The sequence below is a fragment of the Clostridium sardiniense genome, from assembly GCF_050584765.1.
GTDB lineage: Bacteria > Bacillota > Clostridia > Clostridiales > Clostridiaceae > Clostridium > Clostridium sardiniense_A.
Genome location: NZ_JBNOOR010000003.1, coordinates 81,781 through 102,792, shown reverse-complemented (window position 1 = coordinate 102,792; position 21,012 = coordinate 81,781). Strand labels below are relative to the sequence as shown.

The window sequence follows — 21,012 nt, the reverse complement described above, 5'->3', positions numbered from 1 at the left end:
ATTAATGAAAATCACCTAGGAGTCGGTAGCCTAACGGTAATAAAGTTACTTACTAAGTTAACCCGTAATCTTGCGTTAAAAGATAGAGTATGTTAGTACTTGAATCTCACAATATCAAATTAAATAGTAAAGGAGAAAATTTACTATTATAAAAGTATTGGTGTTTTATCAATATTATTGATTATTGTATTACCATGGGTGGTATAGCGAGTTATTTACTTCGTCCTATAGTTTGGATGAGGTTTTTTTATATTTAAAAAGAAATTATAAAGTGTCATATATAGTATTAAATATTTTAATTAATAAAATACAAAAGATATTATAAGATGCTTATATATATAAATATTTTAACAAAAATAAATATATAGTAAGAAAGGAGTTTTGACATGTACAAAAAAGTAGAACTTACAAATGGATTTGTAGGTATGGAAAATGAAGTTGCTAACCTTTGGAAAGCAAGAAATGTAATCAAGAAAAATTTTGACATGAATCAAGATGGTGAGTATTTCACATTTTATGATGGACCTCCAACAGCAAATGGAAAACCTCACGTAGGACATATCTTAACAAGAGTTATGAAGGATATTATCCCAAGATATAAAGTTATGAAGGGATATAAAGTTATAAGAAAAGCTGGTTGGGATACTCATGGATTACCAGTTGAACTTGAAATTGAAAAGAAACTTGGAATTTCAGGTAAAGAGCAAATAGAAGAGTATGGAGTTGAAAACTTCGTTAAAGAATGTAAAGAAAGTGTTTTCACATATGTTAACATGTGGGAAAAGATGACTGATAAAATAGGATACTGGGTAGATATGGAAAACCCATATGTAACATATCATAATCCATATATTGAATCAGTATGGTGGGCATTAAAACAAATGTGGAACAAAGATCTTTTATACAAAGGTCACAAAGTTATGCCATATTGCCCAAGATGTGGAACAGGACTTTCATCACACGAAGTATCTCAAGGATACAAAGATGTTAAAGACTTAACTGCAGTTGCTAAGTTTAAGGTTTCAGGAGAAGATAACAAATACATACTTGCATGGACAACAACTCCTTGGACATTACCTTCAAATGTAGCTTTATGCTTAAATAAATCATATGATTACATTGAAGCTAAAGTTGGAGATGAAACTTATATTTTAGCTAAAGAATTAGCACCAAAAGTGCTTGGAGAAGAGTATGAAGTAGTTAAAGAATTCAAGGGCGCAGATCTTCTTGGAATGAAGTATGAGCAATTATTACCATTCCATACTCCAGAAGGAAAAGCTTTTGAAATAATTCACGGAGACTTCGTAACACTTTCAGATGGTACTGGAATAGTTCATATAGCACCAGCTTATGGTGAAGATGATAGCTTAGTTGCAAAGAAAAATGGAATGGCATTTATAAACTTAGTTGATGCTGCTGGATGTTTTACTGAAGAAGTAACTCCATGGGCTGGTAAGTTTGTTAAGAAGTGTGACCAACAAATTTGTGATTACTTAGAAGCTGAAAATAAGTTATTTAAGTCAGAAAAGCATACTCACTCATATCCACATTGCTGGAGATGTGATACACCACTTCTTTATTACCCAAGAGATAGCTGGTTTGTTGCTATGACAACTTTAAGAGATAAACTGTTAGAAAATAACGATAAGATCAACTGGTTACCAGACAACATTAGAACTGGTAGATTCGGTAAATTCTTAGAAAATGTTATTGACTGGGGTATTTCAAGAGATAGATATTGGGGTACACCACTTCCAATATGGGAATGTGAATGCGGACATAAAGATTGTATTGGAAGCATTGAAGAATTAAAGCAAAAAGGAATTAATGTTCCAGATGATATAGAACTTCACAAACCATTTATAGATAAGATTGATTTAACTTGTGAACACTGTGGAAAGAAGATGAAGAGAACTCATGAAGTTATTGATTGCTGGTTTGATTCAGGATCAATGCCATTTGCTCAACTTCACTATCCATTTGAAAATAAAGAGTTATTTGATCAAAACTTCCCAGCTCAATTTATATCAGAAGCTGTTGACCAAACAAGAGGATGGTTCTATACATTACTTGCAATTTCAACTGCAATATTTGATAGAAATCCATTTGAAAACTGTATAGTATTAGGTCACGTTCTTGATAAGAAGGGCTTAAAGATGAGTAAATCAAAGGGTAACGTTGTAGATCCATTTGATGTACTTGATGCACAAGGTGCTGATGCTACAAGATGGCATTTCTATACTGCAAGTGCACCATGGCTTCCAACTAGATTCTCAATAGATGATGTTGCTGAAGCTTCAAGAAAGTTCTTAAGTACATTATGGAATGTTTATTCATTCTACGTTTTATATGCAGATTTAGATAAATTCAATCCAAATAAATATGCTGATTTTGAATCAGATAATGTAATGGATAAATGGATATTATCAAAATTAAGTACATTAATTAAGACAGTAGAAGATGGATTAGATGAGTATGATATAACAAAATCAGCTCTTGCTATTGAAGACTTTACAGATGAGTTATCAAACTGGTATGTAAGAAGAAATAGATCAAGATTCTGGTCATCAGAATTAACTGATGATAAGATTGGAGCTTATGTAACATTAAATAAAGTACTTGTTACTTTAGCTAAAGTTGCTGCACCATTTGTTCCATTTATAACAGAAGAAATCTATCAAAACTTAGTAGTTAACTTAGATCCTACTGCACCAGAAAGTATTCATTTATGTGGATGGCCAGAAGTTAATGAAAAAGCTATAGATAAAGATTTAGAAAAAGATATGGATTTAGCCTACACAATAGTTAAATTAGGAAGAAGTGCTAGAAATGGAGCTAATGTTAAGAACAGACAGCCACTTTCAAAGATACTTGTATCTACAACATCACTTCCAAACTATTATGGTGATATCATAGCAAATGAGCTTAACATCAAGGAAATAGAATTTGGAGCAGACCTTTCAAAGTATGTTAACTTTGAAATTAAGCCTAACCTACCTGTTTTAGGAAGAGCTTATGGTAAGTTAATACCAGGAATAAGAAAAGAAATTGCTTCAAGAAATCAAATGGAATTAGCTCAAAAGATTCAAAGTGGTGGAGTTGAAGTTATAGATGTTCAAGGAACTGAAATAGAACTTAACTCAGATAGTATCTTAGTAACAATGCAAGGTCTAGATGGATTTGCATTTGCAGGTGAAGGAGATACTGGAGTAGTTTTAGATACTCATATCACAGAAGAATTAAGAGAAGAAGGTCACGTAAGAGAAGTTATATCAAAAATTCAAAATATGAGAAAAGAAAAAGGTTTCGAGGTTGCAGATAATATAACACTTTATGTTGCAAATAACGACATGTTAATTGATGTTATAAAGAAATTCGAGGATACTATTAAGAAGGAAACTTTAACTAAGAATATAGTATTTAATGGAGAATTTGATTATACAGAAGTAACAATAAATGGCGAAACGTTAGATATGACAGTAGAAGTTGTTAGATAAAATTTTCTTAAGACTAGGAATCGTAAAGATTTCTAGTCTTTTTTAAGAATTAATATATATTTACATAAATTTTAGGAAAACTATAATTAAAGAAGGTATTTTATTGAAATAAGGCGAATATATTAGTATAATAAATTATCAAATATGATTAGGAGTGATAAATTATGGCTACTTCTATTAAAGATGTTGCTAGAGAAGCGGGCGTTTCAATTGCTACGGTTTCTAGAGTTTTAAATGACATAGATGTTGTAAACGAGGACACAAAGAAAAAAGTTGTAGATGCGATAAAGAAATTAGGATATAGACCAAACATAGTAGCAAGAAGTTTAAAGACACAAAGAACAAAGACAATCGGAATATTAATACCAGACATATCAAGCCAATTCTATCCAGAAATCGTTAGAGGGGCTGAAGACGTATCCAATATATATGATTATAACATAATACTTGGAAATTCAGACTTTGATGTAGAGAAAGAAAAAGAGTACTTAAGAGTATTAAAAGAAAAGATGGTAGATGGAGTTATTTACATGAGTAGCTCTCTTCAAGATGAAATTTTAGATTTAATAAATGAATTAGATTTAAAAACAATTCTTGTTGAAACTAAAGACAAGGAAGGAAAACTTCCAAGTGTAACTATAGATAACATAGATGCCGCTTATGAAGGAACAAAGTACTTATTAAATAAAGGTTTAAAGAACATAGCGTTTATCGGAGTTAAGAAAGATGAGATGAATGCATGGAGCGATAGATATGTAGGTTTCGAAAAAGCTATGAAAGAGGCAGGTATGGCTATTAATAACGAATTAGTTCATTTAGCAGACCTTAAAGTTAGCAGTGGATATAAGGCTGCTGAAGGTTATGTAAAATCAGGCAAAAAAGTAGACGGTATAGTTTGCGCAACTGATGAGCTTGCAATGGGAGCAATAAATGGATTAAGAGATAATGGAGTAAGCGTACCAGAGGATGTTAGTGTTATTGGATTTAATAACAACTATGTTGGAGAAATGTTCTATCCAAAACTTACTACTGTTGGTCAACCAAGTTACGATATGGGATCAGTTGCTATGAGAATGTTAATAAAACTTCTTAATAAGCAAGAGTTAGAGCAAGCACATTATGTATTACCACATAATATAATTGAAAGAAATAGCGTAAAATAACAGAAAAGATAAAAATAGCTTCATTAAAAACTTTTGATGAGGCTATTTTTTTGTTTGGAATATTTATCCTTAGGTCGCAATGTATTTTTAATTTTTATAAGGCAACAATTATACTTTATTTATGATATAGTATATCTATGAAAAGACTATGAAGGAGGAGTATTTGTGAAGAAAAAACACATAATAATTACTAGTATAATAATTGCTATTGTAGTTATAACTGCTAGTACTTTTGCTATTATTCATATAAGTAATAAGAATAAATATGATGCTATAAAATATGGTAGAGCTGAATTTGTAACAAGCATGAAGGATATAAATAAAGATTTACCAACAATAATACTATTTAAAAGCTCACTTGTAGAAAATAGTGTTAAAGCAGAGAGAAATCTAAAGCTTCTACATGATGAATATGGTAGTCAATTTAATATAGTACATGCTAATTCAGATGCTTTAGATAATGAAGAAGCAATAGAACTTGCAAAAAAGTATGAAGTTACAGGAGTACCAACATTAGTAGCGTTAGATAGAAATGGTAATTTCATAGAGAAGAAATCAGATATTTCTTCAATGAAAGGAATTGAAAATATGCTTAAAGACATGGGCGTAAATATAGATAATAAAGGGTAAGGGGTTTAAAGATGAATCAGCAAAAAAGATTGGGAGAAGAAAAAATTTCAAAATTACTATTAACATTTTCAATACCTGCAATTGTAGGTATGATGGTTAATACTCTATACAATATAATTGATAGAATGTACATAGGTAATATTGAGGGCATTGGACAATTAGCTATAACTGGTGTGGGAATAACGATGCCTATAATGACTATAATATTAGCATTTGGAATGTTAGTTGGGGTAGGAACAGCTGCTAGAGTATCATTAAAGCTTGGCCAACATGATAAGAAAGCAGCAGAAAAACATTTAGGTAACGCATTTACCTTAATAATTATAATAAGTATCATAATTACTATAGTTGGACTTATATTTTTAGATCCAATACTAGCTCTTTTTGGAGCAAGTGAAAATACAGAAATTTATGCAAGGCAATACATGCAAATAATATTCATTGGAACAATTGTAAATATGTTAAGCTTTGGGCTTAATCACTCAATTAGAAGCGATGGAAGTCCTAAAGTTGCTATGTTATCAATGTTAATTGGTGCAATTACTAACATAATATTAGATCCAATATTCATATTTGCTCTAGATATGGGTGTTAGAGGTGCAGCCATAGCTACAGTAATTTCACAAGTTTTAACAACAATTTGGGTACTTCAGTATTTCACTAGAGGTAAAAGTATTATAAAACTTAGATTAGAGAATTTAATGTTAGAGAAATCTACTATTATTAGTATATTTTCAATAGGTATGAGTCCTTTTAGTATGCAACTTGCGGCAAGTATTGTTCAAGTGATTTCAAACAATTCATTAAAGGAATATGGTGGAGATTTAGCAATTGGTGCTATGACTATAATATCAAGTATTTCTATGATTTTCTTAATGCCTATCTTTGGTATAAACCAAGGGTCACAGCCTATAATAGGATATAATTATGGTTCAGGAAAATATCATAGAGTAAAAGAGACAGTTAAATATGGAGCAATAGCTGCTACCATAATAGTTGTATTAGGATGGATTGCAGTACAGTTTGCACCTCACTTATTAATAAGAATATTTAATAGTGATCCAGAGCTTGTATCTATAGCAACTGATGGAATAAGAATTTATTTATTTATGTTACCTGTTATTGGATTCCAAGTAATAAGTTCAAATTACTTCCAATCAGTAGGTAAGGCTAAGATATCAATGTTTTTAAGTTTATTAAGACAAGTTATTCTTTTAATACCATGTCTTTTAATACTTCCAAATATTCCAGGATTAAATGGAGAAGCGCTTGGGCTTACAGGAATATGGCTTTCAGGAGCAATAAGTGATGGACTTTCATCATTAATTACAGGAATTATATTTTATAATTCAGTGAAGAAATTAAAAGAGACAATAGTATTAGATGGTGAAGAAGAATTAGAGATATGTTAATATAAATTAGATATTAATTGCTATAGTAAATATATAGTAATTGATATCTTTTTTTATTTTTGTAACTTTGGTTACAACTTAATTTAGAAGGGTAAGATATAATAAGATTGTAAAATGGAATTATTATAGTTTATTTAAATAGATATTTTAAAAGAGGAGGAGAACTTATGAGCGATATAAAAAATACAGTTACTAATATGCCAACTATGGTAAGTGGAGCACATCATGGTAATCTTCAAAAGATTAGAAATGGTAGAAGGACTTTTGGTATAACACCTCATATTCCAGGAGGATTTATAACTATAGAAACTCTAGAGAAGATAACAAAAGTTGCAAAGAAGTATAATGGAGTAATTAAAATAACATCAGGACAAAGATTATTAATAACAAATCTTGAGGGTGAAGATTTGCCTAAGATTTGGGAAGAACTTGGAATGGAACCGGCTGTAAAAAAGCAAAATACAGTTAAAAATGTTGAAATGTGCCCAGCTGGATATTGTAAAAGATCTAAGTTTAATACAATAGGAACAGGAATGAAACTTTCAAAGAAGTATCAATACATGGAAGTACCTTGCAGAACAAAAATTGGAGTAGCGGGATGTAGAAATGCATGTGGTGGTGTATACTCAAAAGATGTTGGAGTTATAGCTGATAAGACAGGATTTCTTGTAACTGCTGGTGGATCAGCAGGACATAATCCAAGAATGGCAGATATAATTATACAAGATATAGATGAAAAGGAAGCTTTGAGAATAGTAGATAAAATTTTTGAAATCTATAAAGAAGAGGGTATGCCAGGAGAAAAACTTGGTGATTATATAGACAGGATTGGATTAAAAGAATTTAAGGATAAAGTATTATAAAAGAAAAAAAGGACTATAGGAATAGTTATAAAATATAATTATTTCTATAGTTCTTTTTATTTAAAATAGATTATAATTTATAGATTTTTTCATATGCTAAAGCTATACTTTTAAACCCATTATTATTTAATGATTTAACTACAGAGTTAATTAATTCATCATAAGATGCGGCTCTACAATCATTAGTAATCTCTTTTAATATATCTTCTGCATTTTTTGAAACTAAGTCTAAATCTCCTTCTGTGTATGAAAAATCTGCATCTTCAAATGCGCCAAAAATACTCTTTTTTAATTTTTCAAAATTAAATGGAACGACCTCATTATGTTTATTTACTACTCTCATTTTAAATTCCTCCCTTGTATAAATATTAAAAATGCACAAAAGAAGCTTATAGGATAAGCTTCTTATATTTTCTAGATACTATTAAATTTTATAATATGCCTTCATTCTTTAAGATATCTTCTAATTGTTGAAGTCTATCGCTTAATGATATGAATTTTTCTTTTATATCATCTTTTGACATATTGTCATTATCGATTCCATTTTCTAGATCCTCTACAGTTTTTAATGCTTCTTCAATATCTTGTTGTGCTATTTTAAGATTTTCTTCTTTCATTCAAGCTTCTCCTTTAACATATCATATTTAACTTATGTTTATATATATTTATCCTATCACTACTAAAACCCTTACGCAAGGCATATATTTAAATGTTAACAGTACTTATTTTATGGAGGGTAATATGATTAATTACATTTGGTTTTTGATGATATTTTTTGGAGTGATATTTGCACTCTTTACTGGAAACGCAGATAAGATAACAGAGGCTATTGTAAATGGCAGTGGAAGTACGGTAACTTTTATTATTGAGCTTGCTGGAATAATGTGTTTTTGGTGTGGAGTTATGAAAGTAGCAGAAAAGAGTGGGCTTACAGCACAACTAGCTAAACTTTTAAGACCTGTCCTTAAAATGTTATTCAAAGATGCGGCTAAGGATGAAAAAGCACTTGGTGCTATAGTAATGAATCTAACTGCAAATATGATGGGACTCTCTAATGCAGCAACTCCTTTTGGAATAAAAGCAATGGAAGAAATGGAGAGATTAAATAAAAGTAGTAGTATAGCATCTAATGATATGTCATTATTTTTAGTTATGAATGCAGCTTGTATACAGTTACTTCCTACAACTATTATTTCAATAAGGGCAGCAGCAGGTTCTGGTAATCCTGGAATAATTATAATTCCAGCGATGATATCTACTGGAGTAGCAGCAATAGTTGGGATAACTTGCTGTAAGATATTACAACGATATTTTTAAGGGGGATGTATTATGTTTGATTATATGACAAAAAGTATAATCCCTGTAGTTGTTGCAATAATACTATTTTATGGAATGATAAAGGGAAGAAAAGTTTATGAATGGTTTATAGAAGGTGCTAAAGATGGTCTTGGAGTTTGTATGAGAATATTTCCATGCCTTCTGGCTATGATAGTGGCAGTTCAAATACTTAAGAGTTCAAATCTTTTAGACTTATTAAATAAAGGAATTTCACCACTTTCAGGGGCCATAGGACTACCTGAGGAAGTTGTACCTTTAGTATTAATAAAGCCAATTTCAGGAAGTGGAGCAATTGGAATGTTTACAGAAATAATTAAAACATATGGGGCAGATACATTTATTGGACTTGTTGCGTCAGTGATTATGGGAACTACGGAGACTATATTTTATACAATAACGGTTTACTTTGGAGCAGCAAAAATTAAAAAGATAAGACATACCCTTTGGGCAGCTATAATAGCTGATATAACTGCTATTATAACAGCTATTATAGTGGTTAATTGGATGTTATTGTAATAGGTAATATATTATGGTAACATTTAACTAAAAAAAGGGGGGATTAAGTTGATTTGTATTAAAGGTGTGAGCAAAACATACAATGGAACTTTTAAGGCGGTAGATGATATTAATCTACAGATTAAAGATGGAGAAATATTTGGACTTTTAGGACCAAATGGAGCAGGGAAAACAACTACTATAAAAATGATAACGGGTATATCAGAAATAACTGATGGTAATATTACAATCAATAATGTGGATATAACTAAAGAGCCAGTAAGAGCAAAGGAACAATTCGGATATGTTCCTGATAATCCCGATATGTTTCTAAGATTTACAGGAATTGAATACTTAAACTTTATGGGAGATGTATATGGAGTACCAAAGGAAGATCGAAAGGGTAGAATAGAAGATCTATCAAAAAGATTTTCAATGGAAGGTGCTTTAGGAGATAAAATTCAAAGTTATTCTCATGGGATGAGACAAAAGATGATAATAATGGGAGTTTTACTCCATAAACCTAAAGTGTGGATACTGGACGAGCCATTAACTGGATTAGATCCTAAATCATCATATATATTAAAAGAGATGATGAGGGAACATGCAGATGAAGGTAATACAGTATTATTTTCAACTCACGTACTAGAGGTAGCAGAAAAAGTTTGTGATAGAATTGCAATTATAAATAAGGGGAAATTACAGTTCGTCGGAACTTTAGATGAAATGAGAGAAGAGTTTAAAGAGAGTGAGTCATTAGAAAAAATGTTCTTGGAGATGACAGAACATGAATAGGATTAAGATGGCAACAAAATTCTTTTTAAAAAATGCTCTTGGAGAGATGTTTAATAACAAAACGTCAGGTACATTAATGATGGCTCTTATGCTCGGATTAGTTCTTTTATTTTCAGCACCTATATGTATAATGATTGGTACAACTTATGAGGGTTTTAAGGCAATAAATCAAGAAGGATATCTTATATCATTTATATTATTTATGGGAAGTGCAACAACATTTCTTATGGGTATTTATACTGTGCTTAATGTCTTTTTCTTCTCAGAAGATATAGAAGTACTTATGCCAATGCCATTTAAGGCTAGTGATATTATGATAGGTAAGTTTGCAGTTACTTTATTAAATATGTATGTTTATACATGTATAATAATTTTACCGCTTATAGCTTATGGCTTACAGGCTAATATGGGAGTATTATATTACGTATTTGCAATTATAATTATAATAGTAAATCCAATATTACCACTTATGTTATGCTTACTAATTTCATTAATAGTTATGAGATTTACTAATATATCAAGACATAAGGATATGTTTAAAACAATTTCAGGTGTCATAGCAATAGCTTTTATTGTATTAATTAATTTCTTTTCAAATAGAGGTGCCAGTGCTACAGGTACAATTGAAGGATTATTAAAGAAAAGTAATGGGCTTATGGAGACTATGAATGGGATATTCTTTACAAATATATTTGGTGCAAATGCATTATTATATAGTAATGAAGGTAAAGGAATAATTAATTTAGTATTATTAATTGTAGCAACTTTAATACTTACTTTTATCCTATATTATATTGGAGATAAGTTATACTTTAAGAGTATCGTTGGAATGTCAGAGACTGTAGGTAAGAGAGAAAAGATATTAGAAAATAATAAAGAATATATAAAAGAAAAATCTCCGCTAGTAACACTTGCTATTAAGGATGTAAAGATGATATTTAGAACACCAACATTTTTTATAAATTGTGTTGTTATGATTATATATATGCCAGCAATATTTTTTGTTGCTTTTTTAGGTAATGGGGTATCTTTGGGTAATGAAGCTTTTGGAAGTATGGTTATAGTTGGAGGATCTGTTTTATTTATGGCATTAACAATAGCTGGTGGTAGTGCTGCCTCTACTTGTATAAGTAGAGAAGGCAAAAACTTAATGGTATTAAAATATATTCCTATTGATTATAAAACACAAATAAAGTCTAAAATACTTTCATCAATAATGATAAACTGTATAGGATTTTTAATTGGAGTATTTATACTTATATATTTTGATGCTCCTATAATGGCATTTATTATGAGTTTAATATTACAAGCTTTAACTATAGTTATGGTTTCTGTAATAGGTGTATATATGGATTATAGCTCTCCAAAACTTGACTGGGAGGATGAAAAGGCTTTATTTAATAAGAACTTTAAACCTCTTATAATGTTTTTAATATTTATTCCTATTGGAGCGATATTAACATGGCTTGCATTTATGATAATAAATATATATATAATATTTGCTTTAAATGTAGCTATAATATTATTAGTAACTATAATTTCATATAAAATGTTAATGAAAAATGGGCCTAAGTTATATGATAAAGTTTAGTAATTAAATTAATATATTTAGAGTGTATTAAAAATTAAGTAATATAAAAATAGAGATGGGCATTAGACCATCTCTATTTTAATCTACAGACTGACAATATTAATATTAAGTACTTATACTGTTTTACTCTACTTAAATTTAAATCTATCAACTATTAATGCAATTGCGTTATCTCCTGATACATTACAAGCAGTTCCGAAACTATCTTGTGTTATATATAGTGCTATCATTAAAGCAAGCTGTGCTTCACTAAAACCTAAATTAGCTTGAAGTACTCCAAGTGCTGCCATAACTGCACCTCCAGGAACTCCAGGGGCAGCAACCATAGTTATACCAAGCATTGCTATAAATCCAGCAAATTGAGGAAAAGTAAAATTCATACCGTTTAGAAGCATTACTGCTATTGAACAGCAAGTAAGAGTTATAGTACTACCTGATAAGTGAATAGTTGCACAAAGTGGAACAACAAATTCTCTAACACCTTTTGATACACCATTTCTTTCAGCAACATCAAGATTTACAGGTATAGTTGCAGCAGATGATTGAGTACCAAGAGCAGTTAAATAGCCGGCAACCTGGTTTTTTAGGAGAACAAAAATATTCTTTTTACTAGCAGCGCCAGCTATTGAAAATTGGAATAGTATTATACAGAATTGAAGAGCTAGTATAATTAAAAATACCTTCCAAAATACAGAGAAGATAGTTTGAACTTCGCCTGTATATGTCATATTTGCAAATATCCCTAAAATATGTAATGGGATTAATGGAATAATAATTACTTTAATAACTTTTTGAACTATTTCTTGAAATTCTAAAGCCATATTATAAAGAGTACGACCTTTTTTTAATGATGATATACCAAGCCCTAAAAGAAAAGCTAAAAGTAAAGCTGTCATAACAGGCATTATAGGTGGCATATCAACTACAAATAAAGGGGGTAGTAGTCCTTTTTCAGGATTACTTGCACTAAAAGATTCAGCTGCAGTAATGAACCTCGGAAAAATATTTGATGAAACAAAAAAAGCAAAGAATCCTGCCAAAAGTGTTGATCCATAAGCTAATAATGTTGTAAATCCAAGCATTTTACCAGCAGAACCACCAAGGTCTGCAATACCACAAACCACAAATCCTAATATGATAAGTGGAATTATAAATCCAAGAAAATTACCGAATAAGGAATTAAAAGTAGCCAATACTCTTATAAATCCTTCGGGCATAAAGTTTCCAACTAATAAACCTAATATAATTGCTATTATAAGCTTAGGGATTAAACCTAATTTTTTCATATGTATTCCTCCTATGGACAAGTGTATTTTATATGATATTATAAGAATATAGAAAAGATGTCTATTTATTTAACATAAAAGCATAATATAAAGAGGAAATAAGAATAAAAAGAAGAATAACAATAATTATATGTATATTAGGAGATAATATGCCTATAAATTAGAGTAATAAGCATAAATTAAATTATACTAAAAAACAGATTGTGGGATTTGTTTTTAAAAGTACAGGGGGACGAGATATATGTCAGAAGAAAGATTCTACATAGTTAATGAAAATGTATTACCAAACGTATTCTATAAGGTTATTGAAGTAAAAGAATTATTACACACAGGAAAGGTTAAGGATATTTCAGAAGGGGTAAAGAAGGTTGGTATAAGTAGAAGCACTTATTATAAATATAAAGATGCCGTTTATCCAATGGCAGAAGGAGTTAATAGCAAAAAAATAACAATTGTGCTATTGCTTTCTCATGAATCAGGAGTATTATCAAAGGTATTAGACTTTATTGCAACTAGAAAACTAAATATATTAACAATAAATCAAGATATACCAATAAACATGACAGCTAATGTTACTATAACTCTAGATGTTTCTAAGATAAAAGGCGATGTTAAAAAGTTTTTATATAAAATGAGTGAAATAGATGGAGTAATAAAGGTTAGGGTATTGGCTGTTGAATAAACATTTGGAGGGATCAATATGAAAAACGAAGTATTTGAATTAAATAGGAAAAGGTTAGCAGAAAAGCTAGAGGATAATGAATTAGTAATTCTTTTTGCTGGTAATGCACCAAAGAAAACAGCAGATGAAAAATATGATTTTACACCAAATAGAAATTTTTATTACTTAACAGGAATAGATGAAGAAGATCATATACTTGTTATGGAAAAGAGTAATGGAAATATAACTGCAAAGATGTTTATAAAGGAGATTGATGAAGAAAAAGAAAAATGGCTAGGAAAAACTATAAGAAAAGAAGAAGTATATGAAATAAATAAGATTGAAGAAGTTTTATACTTAGGAGAATTCAAGGGTTATTTGAATAAAATTTTAAATGAGAGTGTAGAAAAAACTATATACTTAGACTTAGAAAGAGATGGTTTTGATAGCCTTCCTTCAGTAAGCAATACTTTCTGCAATGAATTAAAGAATAGATACTCACAAGTAACTATAAAAAATATATTTCCTATATTAGCTCCTTTAAGATTAATAAAGAGCCCTGGAGAAGTAATAGAAATGCAAAAAGCTATTGATATAACAATTAAAGGTGTTGAATCAATAATGAAAAATATAAAGCCAGGTATGAAAGAATATGAGCTTGAAGCATACTTTGAATTTGAATGTAAGAGAAGAGGAGTACGTGATTACGCATTTAAGACTATTGCAGCAGCAGGTAAAAATGCCACAATTCTTCATTATGTAGATAATAATTCAGAAGCTAAAGATGGAGATTTAATATTATTTGATTTAGGAGCACAAGTTAATTATTATAATGGGGATATTTCAAGAACCTTCCCTGTAAACGGTAAGTTTACAGAAAGACAAAAGGAAGTATATGAAGCTGTTTTAAGAGTTAATGAAAGAGTAATAGATGAATTAAAATCAGGTGTGAACTTTTTAGATATTAATAAGAAGTCAAGGGATTGGATTGCTGAAGAATGTATTAAACTTGGTCTTATAGAAGATAAGAAAGATGTATCAAAATACTACTGGCATAGTATAGGACATAGTCTTGGATTAGATACTCATGATGTTGAAAATCCAGGAAGAAATACTACTCTAGAAGCAGGTATGGTATATACAGTAGAACCTGGAATATATATAGCTGAAGAAGGAATAGGAGTAAGAATAGAGGATGATGTATTAATAACAGATGGTGGACACGAAGTTCTTACTAAAGATATGATTAAGAGTGTAGAAGATATAGAAGCATTTATGAGCAAATGTTAATAAAATAAAGATAAAATGTTAATAAACTATTGACAGTAATTTGAAAATAATGTATAATAACATTATTTTAATAAGTGAATAATGAGAAGAGGTAGAGGCGCGATATTTAAGAGTACTATCATTGAGGTAAGCACTTAGAGATGATAGAAAAGGAGATGTCGCCGAAGGATATAGCTAATGCTTTAATGCTATAATCCTGGGCTTATGTAGAATATGCATAAGACTGTCACAATTATATTGTGGTGAGCTATCATTCAACGGATTTTTACGTATATAGTAGAACCTTGAGTGTTATCTCAAGGTTCTTTTTTTGTATTAAAGAGCAATAAATGATGGGCCTCTAATATTCACAAAAATTATTTTGAGGGGGATTCAATCATGAAAAAAAGAAATTATTTAGTATTTTTATTAACATTCATCTTAATGATGAGTATGTCAACAGTTGCTTTTGCAGCAGAGGTTGATCCTGGAACTATAAATGCAGATAAATTTGGTATCTGGACGATAATTCCACCATTAGTTGCAATTGTATTAGCATTTATCACTAAAAATGTTGTTATTTCATTATTCGTTGGAGCATTAGCAGGATGTTTTATGCTTCAAATAGTAGATAATAATGCATTTATATCATTAATTCAAGCATTCCTAGACTTTATTCAAAGGGTTTTAAATTCACTTGCAGATCCTTGGAATGCTGGAATTATACTTCAAGTATTAGCTATAGGTGGTGTTATAAATCTAGTTTCTAAGATGGGTGGAGCAAGAGCTATAGCAGAGGCGTTAGCTAAAAGAGCTAAGACACCAAGAAGTGCTCAAATGACAACTTGGTTCTTAGGATTATTAGTATTTTTTGATGATTATGCAAATTCATTAATTGTTGGACCTATAATGAAACCAGTTGCAGATAAATTAAAAGTTTCAAGAGAGAGACTAGCTTTTATAATAGATGCTACAGCAGCTCCGATTGCTGGACTTGCTATTATATCAACATGGATTGGACTTGAAGTTGGACTTATAAATGATTCATTCACTCAAATAGGAGTAGAGGTAGATGCTTTTGGAGTGTTTTTAGACACTATACCATTTAGATTTTATAATATATTAATACTTGCTTTTGTTGTAATTACAACACTTATGCTTAGAGATTTTGGACCTATGAGAAAAGCAGAGATTAGAGCAAGAAAAGGAATTAAAGATAAAAAAGCAGAGCTTGAAAGCATAACTGTAAATGAAGAAATGGAAGTTAAAGAAGGAGTAAAGCTAAGTGTATGGAATGCAATAATTCCAATTGGAACATTAATAATTTCAGCACTTGTAAGTTTTTATTATAGTGGATACTCATCAATAATGGCAGGGAATGATGTAGCTCTTCAAGGGATACTTACTAATTCACCATTTTCATTCCAAGCTATTCAGCAAGCATTTAGTGCAGCAGATGCATCAACAGCACTTTTCCAATCAGCAGTATTTGCATCAATAGTTGCTATATTAATGGCTGTTTGCAAAAAGATATTTACAATTTCAGAAGCTATAGATGTATGGATTGATGGAATGAAAGGCCTAATAATCACTGGTGTAATACTTTTACTTGCTTGGTCATTAAGTTCAGTAATAAAAGATTTAGGAACAGCTAAATACTTAGTTACATTACTTTCAGATTCAATACCAGCCTTCTTACTTCCAAGTATTATATTTATTCTAGGTGCAGTAATATCATTTGCAACTGGAACTGCTTATGGAACAATGGGAATACTTATGCCACTTGCAATACCTCTTGCACATTCAATCTCACCAGAAATGGGGTATATAGTATTAAGTACAAGTGCGGTGCTTACTGGAGCAATCTTTGGAGATCATTGCTCACCAATATCAGATACAACCATTCTCTCATCAATGGGGGCTGGATGTGATCATATAGAACACGTTAAGACACAAATGTGGTATGCGTTATTTGTTGGAGGAGCAACGATTCTACTTGGGTACATTCCAGCAGGATTAAATATACCAGTGTATATTATATTACCAGTTGCTATATTGGTACTTGCATTAGCAGTAAGGTTTATAGGAAAGCCAGTTGATAATGTAGAATAAAATATTTTCAATAATATAGAATCCCACGGAATAAAGTTCTGTGGGATTTATTTATAACTTATAAATTATTTGTGTCATCATATGCGTAAATGTAATAACTTATATAGAGGAAAAATTTATATTGGGAGACGTATAATGAATAGAAATATTATGAATGGTGGAAATGACCTGACTAATATATTTACTCAGACATTTAATGCACTTATAAATAACAATAATTTCATTGATGGAATAGTTGATAGCCTATTTAATTCAGGTCTTTTAGAAAATCTTAATGAAGGCTTCAATGGAGATTATAATAATGAAGATAGTATAATAAAAGTTAATATAAGAGATGAAAATGATAAATACTTAATAGAAGGAGAATTTCCAGGGATAGATAGACAAGATATAAAAATAGATTATAAAGATAGTTATATATATTTAAATGTTAGAAGAAAACAAGTATTTTCTAATGGGTATAATATGTCTATGATGGTAATGCAATTTGGTGATGAATTTAGCAGAGAATTCTTTGTACCTAATGCTGATGCTACAAGGCTTAAAGCCTCATACAAAAATTATAGATTAAGACTAGAACTTCCTAAGTATATGGAGGAAATAGTAGGAAATAGGAATGATAACTTAATAGAGAATGAAGACAATATTATTGATGTTGTTGATTACGAAGAAGAATAAATCTGAGATGCTTTTGCATTCTCAGATTTTTTGTTTTAGATAAGCTTGATATAAAAGTATGTATATGGGAAAATATAGTAGAAGAAAAAAGGGGGCAAGATTATGGATATATTAAAGAGAATAGAGTCATTAAGAAGTCTAATGAAGAAAAGAGGAATAGACTATTATATTATTCCAAGTGGTGATGCTCATCAAAGTGAGTATGTATGTGAACACTATAGAGGAAGAGCATATATGTCAGGGTTTACAGGATCAGCAGGTACTTTATTAGTGGGGCTAGATAAAGCTATACTTTGGACTGATGGAAGATACTTTATTCAAGCTGAAAAAGAACTTGAAGGTTCTAATATAGAATTATTTAAAATGAGAATACCTGGATGGCCAAGTTTACAAGAATGGCTTATGGATAATATGAATTCTGATGAAGTCCTAGCTTTTGATGGAAAGGTATTTTCAGTAACTGACTATAAGCAATTTAAGAACATAGAAGATAAAAAATCAATAAAGATAGAGAGTGAGTATGATTTATTAAATGATGTATGGATAGATAGACCTAAGCTACCTATGGAGAAGGTATTTATACATGATATTAAGTATTGCGGAAAGAGTACAAAAGAGAAGGTTAGCGAAGTTAGAGAGAAGATGAAAAGCTTAGGGGCAGCAAATTATATAATAGCTTCATTAGATGATATAGCGTGGCTTTATAATATTAGAGGAAATGATGTTGAATGTAACCCAGTTGTAATAAGCTATGCATTAATTAAGGAAGATGAAGCGATTCTTTATGTTGATAATTCTAAAGTGCTAGATGATGTAAGAAATAAGCTTAATGAAGAAGGCATAATATTAAAAGAATATGATGATATAAAAGAAGATGTTAAAGATATTAAAGGAAGTGTATTAATAGATCCAAATAAGATAAGTTCATTTATATATACTAATGTAAATGAAAATGTAGATATAATTGAAGGATTGAATATAACAACATCACTAAAGTCTATAAAGAATGATATTGAAATAGAGAATCTAAAAAGGTGTCAAATAAGAGACGGTATAGCAATGGTTAGATTTACTAAATGGCTTAAAGAAAATATAGGCAAAATAGAAATAAGCGAGATATCAGCTTCTGATAAGTTGCTGGAGTTTAGAGCTTTAGGAGAATTATTTAAAGGAATAAGCTTTAATACAATTGCAGGTCATAAAGACCATGGTGCAATGATGCATTATTTTGCAACAGAAAAAACTAATTATAAGTTAGAAGAAAAAGGATTTTTACTAGTAGATTCAGGTGGTCAATATCTAGATGGAACTACTGATATAACAAGAACCTTTGTACTTGGAAAGCTTACAGAGGAAGAAAAGAGAGATTTTACATTAGTTTTAAAGGCTCATATAAGTTTAATGAATACAAAATTTTTAAAGGGAACAACTGGATCAAACCTTGATATTAAAGCTAGGGGACCATTATGGGATGAAGGTATAGATTATAAATGCGGAACAGGTCATGGGGTAGGATTTTTCTTAAATGTACATGAAGGTCCACAAAGTATAAGCCCAGTTCCAAATAAAGTTTCATTAGAACCAGGAATGATTTTGACAAATGAGCCAGGAATTTATAGAGAGGGAAAGCATGGTATAAGAACTGAAAATACTATGCTTGTAGTTAAAGATACATCATCAAAAGAATTTGGTGAATTCTACAAATTTGAAGTAATATCACTATGTCCAATAGATTTACAAGGAGTAGATACTAAATTACTAGACCACAAAGAAAAGGAATGGATTAATAATTATCATAAGTGGGTGTATGATACACTTTCAGCTTATTTAAGTGATGATGAAAGAAAATTCTTAAAAAAAGAAACTAAAAGAATATAATAAAAGGCCCGATTGAATATATTAATTATTTAATTGGGCCTTTATTATGAATAGTTAATTTAATTTAAAATATACATTGCATAGCTTGTACACTTTGAGATGATAGGTTAGTTACAAGTCCTTCGTATACAATATAATCATAATTAATTCTTTGAATATCACTAGGCTTTATGAACTCAGGCTTTTTGTTTGATGAGAATATATTGTTATTAATCAAAAGCTCAGATATAAATTGAGAGCAGAAATAATAGTTATCTCTTTTAAATGAAACTCTTAAAGGAGCAAATATAAGACCTAAAAAATTATATCTGTAAATCTCCTTCTTATTAAAGTGATTCTCTAAATCTCTCTTTATTCCTAAATGCTGTTCTTTCGTTATTTTGATTCTATATATTAAGCACTTACTTTTTCCAAATAATTTAAATGTACCATCATAAAGACTCTCTTTAACAAGACCTGCAACAAAAGGATTATTTGGAATCTTCCTTCCAAAGGAATACATTTCGGTGAAAGAATCATCTAAGCTAACTGAAACATGAGTATACATATCATTGGTAACAAATTTTATGCAATTTGATAAATTTGAACCAGTATAAGAGAATACTAAATAAATATATTTTTGCATTATATGATAATCCTTTCCTTATCAAATTGATTCAAATATATTCTAATCAAATATTAACAAAAAGTAAATAAAAAATGAATAGTAGGTGAATAAGGTGATAGCGGATTTATAAAAATAAAAAAAGAGACAAAATTGCCTCTTTAATTATATTATTCGTTGTTTTCTTTTTCTTCTGGTGGATTAAAATATTTATTAATTAAAATCGCTACTATAATTCCTATAGCAGTATCTATACTTCTACCAATTGCGTAAGCATATGATTGTGGACCACTATAATTTATCATGATACCAATGAGCACTATACATGCTATGGTTACAGAACCGGGTTTATTAAAAAGATTACATGTATATATAACCCCAACAATACCAAAACCAGTAACAAAAGCATTATAATTATACAAAAAAGGAAGTTTAATCATAATAAATATAATTAATATTCCAAATACCCCTCCTATTATAGTACCTATCAGTCTATTTTTGCCCATTGTAAAAGAACTTGATACAGTATCTTTCATACAGATAACTGCAGCTATACAAGCATAAAAAGCATTTTCTCTTCCAATAAGCTGAAAAATAACCATACATACAGTAACTGCTAGAGCCGTCTTTATATTACGTAAACCCACTCTATGCACATTTAGCTTCATACTTATTCCCCTCTCTAATTAAGTATTTTAATATTATATCATATGAAATAATATTATGTTAAACTAATAAAG

At 29.9% G+C, this 21,012-nt stretch carries 19 protein-coding genes and 1 riboswitch; of the genes, 14 read left to right on the top strand and 5 right to left on the bottom strand.

Annotated elements, in window-relative coordinates; translation table 11 throughout:
* Positions 1-386: 386 nt before the first annotated feature.
* The 5 genes from ileS (at position 387) to ACQPUW_RS14295 (ending at position 7,565) form a co-directional block, all read left to right on the top strand.
* A complete protein-coding gene (ileS, locus tag ACQPUW_RS14315; RefSeq protein WP_430838171.1) occupies positions 387-3,497 on the top strand; it encodes an isoleucine--tRNA ligase in 3,111 nt (1,036 codons plus the stop codon).
* Positions 3,498-3,661: 164 nt separating this feature from the next.
* Positions 3,662-4,660: a LacI family DNA-binding transcriptional regulator gene (locus ACQPUW_RS14310; RefSeq protein WP_430838170.1), complete on the top strand. Its 999-nt coding sequence runs from the start codon at positions 3,662-3,664 to the stop codon at positions 4,658-4,660.
* Positions 4,661-4,825: 165 nt separating this feature from the next.
* Entirely contained in the window at positions 4,826-5,290 is a 465-nt protein-coding gene (locus tag ACQPUW_RS14305) for a hypothetical protein (RefSeq protein ID WP_430838169.1), read from the top strand.
* A gap of 11 nt (positions 5,291-5,301) precedes the next feature.
* On the top strand, positions 5,302-6,702 hold the full coding sequence (locus tag ACQPUW_RS14300) for an MATE family efflux transporter (RefSeq protein WP_430838168.1): 1,401 nt from the start codon (positions 5,302-5,304) through the stop codon (positions 6,700-6,702).
* A gap of 167 nt (positions 6,703-6,869) precedes the next feature.
* Positions 6,870-7,565: an NAD(P)/FAD-dependent oxidoreductase gene (locus ACQPUW_RS14295; RefSeq protein WP_430838167.1), complete on the top strand. Its 696-nt coding sequence runs from the start codon at positions 6,870-6,872 to the stop codon at positions 7,563-7,565.
* Positions 7,566-7,635: 70 nt separating this feature from the next.
* Here ACQPUW_RS14295 and ACQPUW_RS14290 read toward each other — a convergent pair whose 3' ends face one another.
* Both ACQPUW_RS14290 and ACQPUW_RS14285 read right to left on the bottom strand, forming a co-directional pair.
* A complete protein-coding gene (locus ACQPUW_RS14290) occupies positions 7,636-7,908 on the bottom strand; it encodes an ATP cone domain-containing protein (protein ID WP_430838166.1) in 273 nt (90 codons plus the stop codon).
* An 88-nt stretch (positions 7,909-7,996) separates the two neighbouring features.
* Positions 7,997-8,182 carry a hypothetical protein gene (locus ACQPUW_RS14285; protein WP_204594134.1) on the bottom strand — a complete coding sequence of 62 codons (186 nt, stop codon included), beginning with the start codon at positions 8,180-8,182 and terminating at the stop codon, positions 7,997-7,999.
* 124 nt (positions 8,183-8,306) lie between these two features.
* On the opposite strand from ACQPUW_RS14285, the gene ACQPUW_RS14280 reads away from it, so the two are divergent.
* From ACQPUW_RS14280 to ACQPUW_RS14265, 4 genes are read left to right on the top strand one after another with little or no spacing between them, the layout of a single operon-like run.
* Positions 8,307-8,882, top strand: coding sequence for a nucleoside recognition domain-containing protein (locus ACQPUW_RS14280; protein ID WP_430838165.1), 576 nt, complete (start codon positions 8,307-8,309; stop codon positions 8,880-8,882).
* A gap of 12 nt (positions 8,883-8,894) precedes the next feature.
* Positions 8,895-9,419 (top strand): spore maturation protein, encoded by a 525-nt coding sequence (locus ACQPUW_RS14275; protein ID WP_430838164.1) that lies wholly within the window; start codon positions 8,895-8,897, stop codon positions 9,417-9,419.
* 48 nt (positions 9,420-9,467) lie between these two features.
* Positions 9,468-10,193 (top strand): ABC transporter ATP-binding protein, encoded by a 726-nt coding sequence (locus ACQPUW_RS14270; RefSeq protein WP_430838163.1) that lies wholly within the window; start codon positions 9,468-9,470, stop codon positions 10,191-10,193.
* Positions 10,186-11,784 carry a putative ABC transporter permease subunit gene (locus tag ACQPUW_RS14265; RefSeq protein WP_430838162.1) on the top strand — a complete coding sequence of 533 codons (1,599 nt, stop codon included), beginning with the start codon at positions 10,186-10,188 and terminating at the stop codon, positions 11,782-11,784. The genes ACQPUW_RS14270 and ACQPUW_RS14265 overlap by 8 nt, the downstream gene beginning before the upstream one ends.
* A 128-nt stretch (positions 11,785-11,912) precedes the next feature.
* Here ACQPUW_RS14265 and ACQPUW_RS14260 read toward each other — a convergent pair whose 3' ends face one another.
* The gene (locus tag ACQPUW_RS14260) at positions 11,913-13,070 is read right to left on the bottom strand and encodes a dicarboxylate/amino acid:cation symporter (RefSeq protein ID WP_430838161.1); all 1,158 of its coding nucleotides are present in this window, start codon (positions 13,068-13,070) and stop codon (positions 11,913-11,915) included.
* Positions 13,071-13,311: 241 nt separating this feature from the next.
* Here ACQPUW_RS14260 and ACQPUW_RS14255 point away from each other — a divergent pair, with 241 nt between their 5' ends.
* The 5 genes from ACQPUW_RS14255 (at position 13,312) to ACQPUW_RS14235 (ending at position 19,668) form a co-directional block, all read left to right on the top strand.
* The gene (locus ACQPUW_RS14255) at positions 13,312-13,752 is read left to right on the top strand and encodes an ACT domain-containing protein (RefSeq protein WP_430838160.1); all 441 of its coding nucleotides are present in this window, start codon (positions 13,312-13,314) and stop codon (positions 13,750-13,752) included.
* An 18-nt stretch (positions 13,753-13,770) separates the two neighbouring features.
* Entirely contained in the window at positions 13,771-15,021 is a 1,251-nt protein-coding gene (locus tag ACQPUW_RS14250; protein ID WP_430838159.1) for an aminopeptidase P family protein, read from the top strand.
* Positions 15,022-15,105: 84 nt separating this feature from the next.
* Positions 15,106-15,279, top strand: a riboswitch (Lysine riboswitch).
* A 120-nt stretch (positions 15,280-15,399) separates the two neighbouring features.
* On the top strand, positions 15,400-17,112 hold the full coding sequence (locus ACQPUW_RS14245; protein ID WP_430838158.1) for a Na+/H+ antiporter NhaC family protein: 1,713 nt from the start codon (positions 15,400-15,402) through the stop codon (positions 17,110-17,112).
* Positions 17,113-17,247: 135 nt separating this feature from the next.
* Positions 17,248-17,790, top strand: a complete 543-nt coding sequence (locus ACQPUW_RS14240) for an Hsp20 family protein (RefSeq protein ID WP_430838157.1) — start codon at positions 17,248-17,250, stop codon at positions 17,788-17,790.
* 102 nt (positions 17,791-17,892) lie between these two features.
* Positions 17,893-19,668: an aminopeptidase P family protein gene (locus tag ACQPUW_RS14235; RefSeq protein WP_430838156.1), complete on the top strand. Its 1,776-nt coding sequence runs from the start codon at positions 17,893-17,895 to the stop codon at positions 19,666-19,668.
* A gap of 64 nt (positions 19,669-19,732) precedes the next feature.
* Here the strand turns inward: ACQPUW_RS14235 and ACQPUW_RS14230 are convergent, their stop codons facing one another.
* Both ACQPUW_RS14230 and ACQPUW_RS14225 read right to left on the bottom strand, forming a co-directional pair.
* On the bottom strand, positions 19,733-20,293 hold the full coding sequence (locus tag ACQPUW_RS14230; RefSeq protein ID WP_430838155.1) for a hypothetical protein: 561 nt from the start codon (positions 20,291-20,293) through the stop codon (positions 19,733-19,735).
* Between the two features lie 149 nt (positions 20,294-20,442).
* On the bottom strand, positions 20,443-20,940 hold the full coding sequence (locus ACQPUW_RS14225; RefSeq protein WP_430838154.1) for an FUSC family protein: 498 nt from the start codon (positions 20,938-20,940) through the stop codon (positions 20,443-20,445).
* Positions 20,941-21,012: the final 72 nt, after the last annotated feature.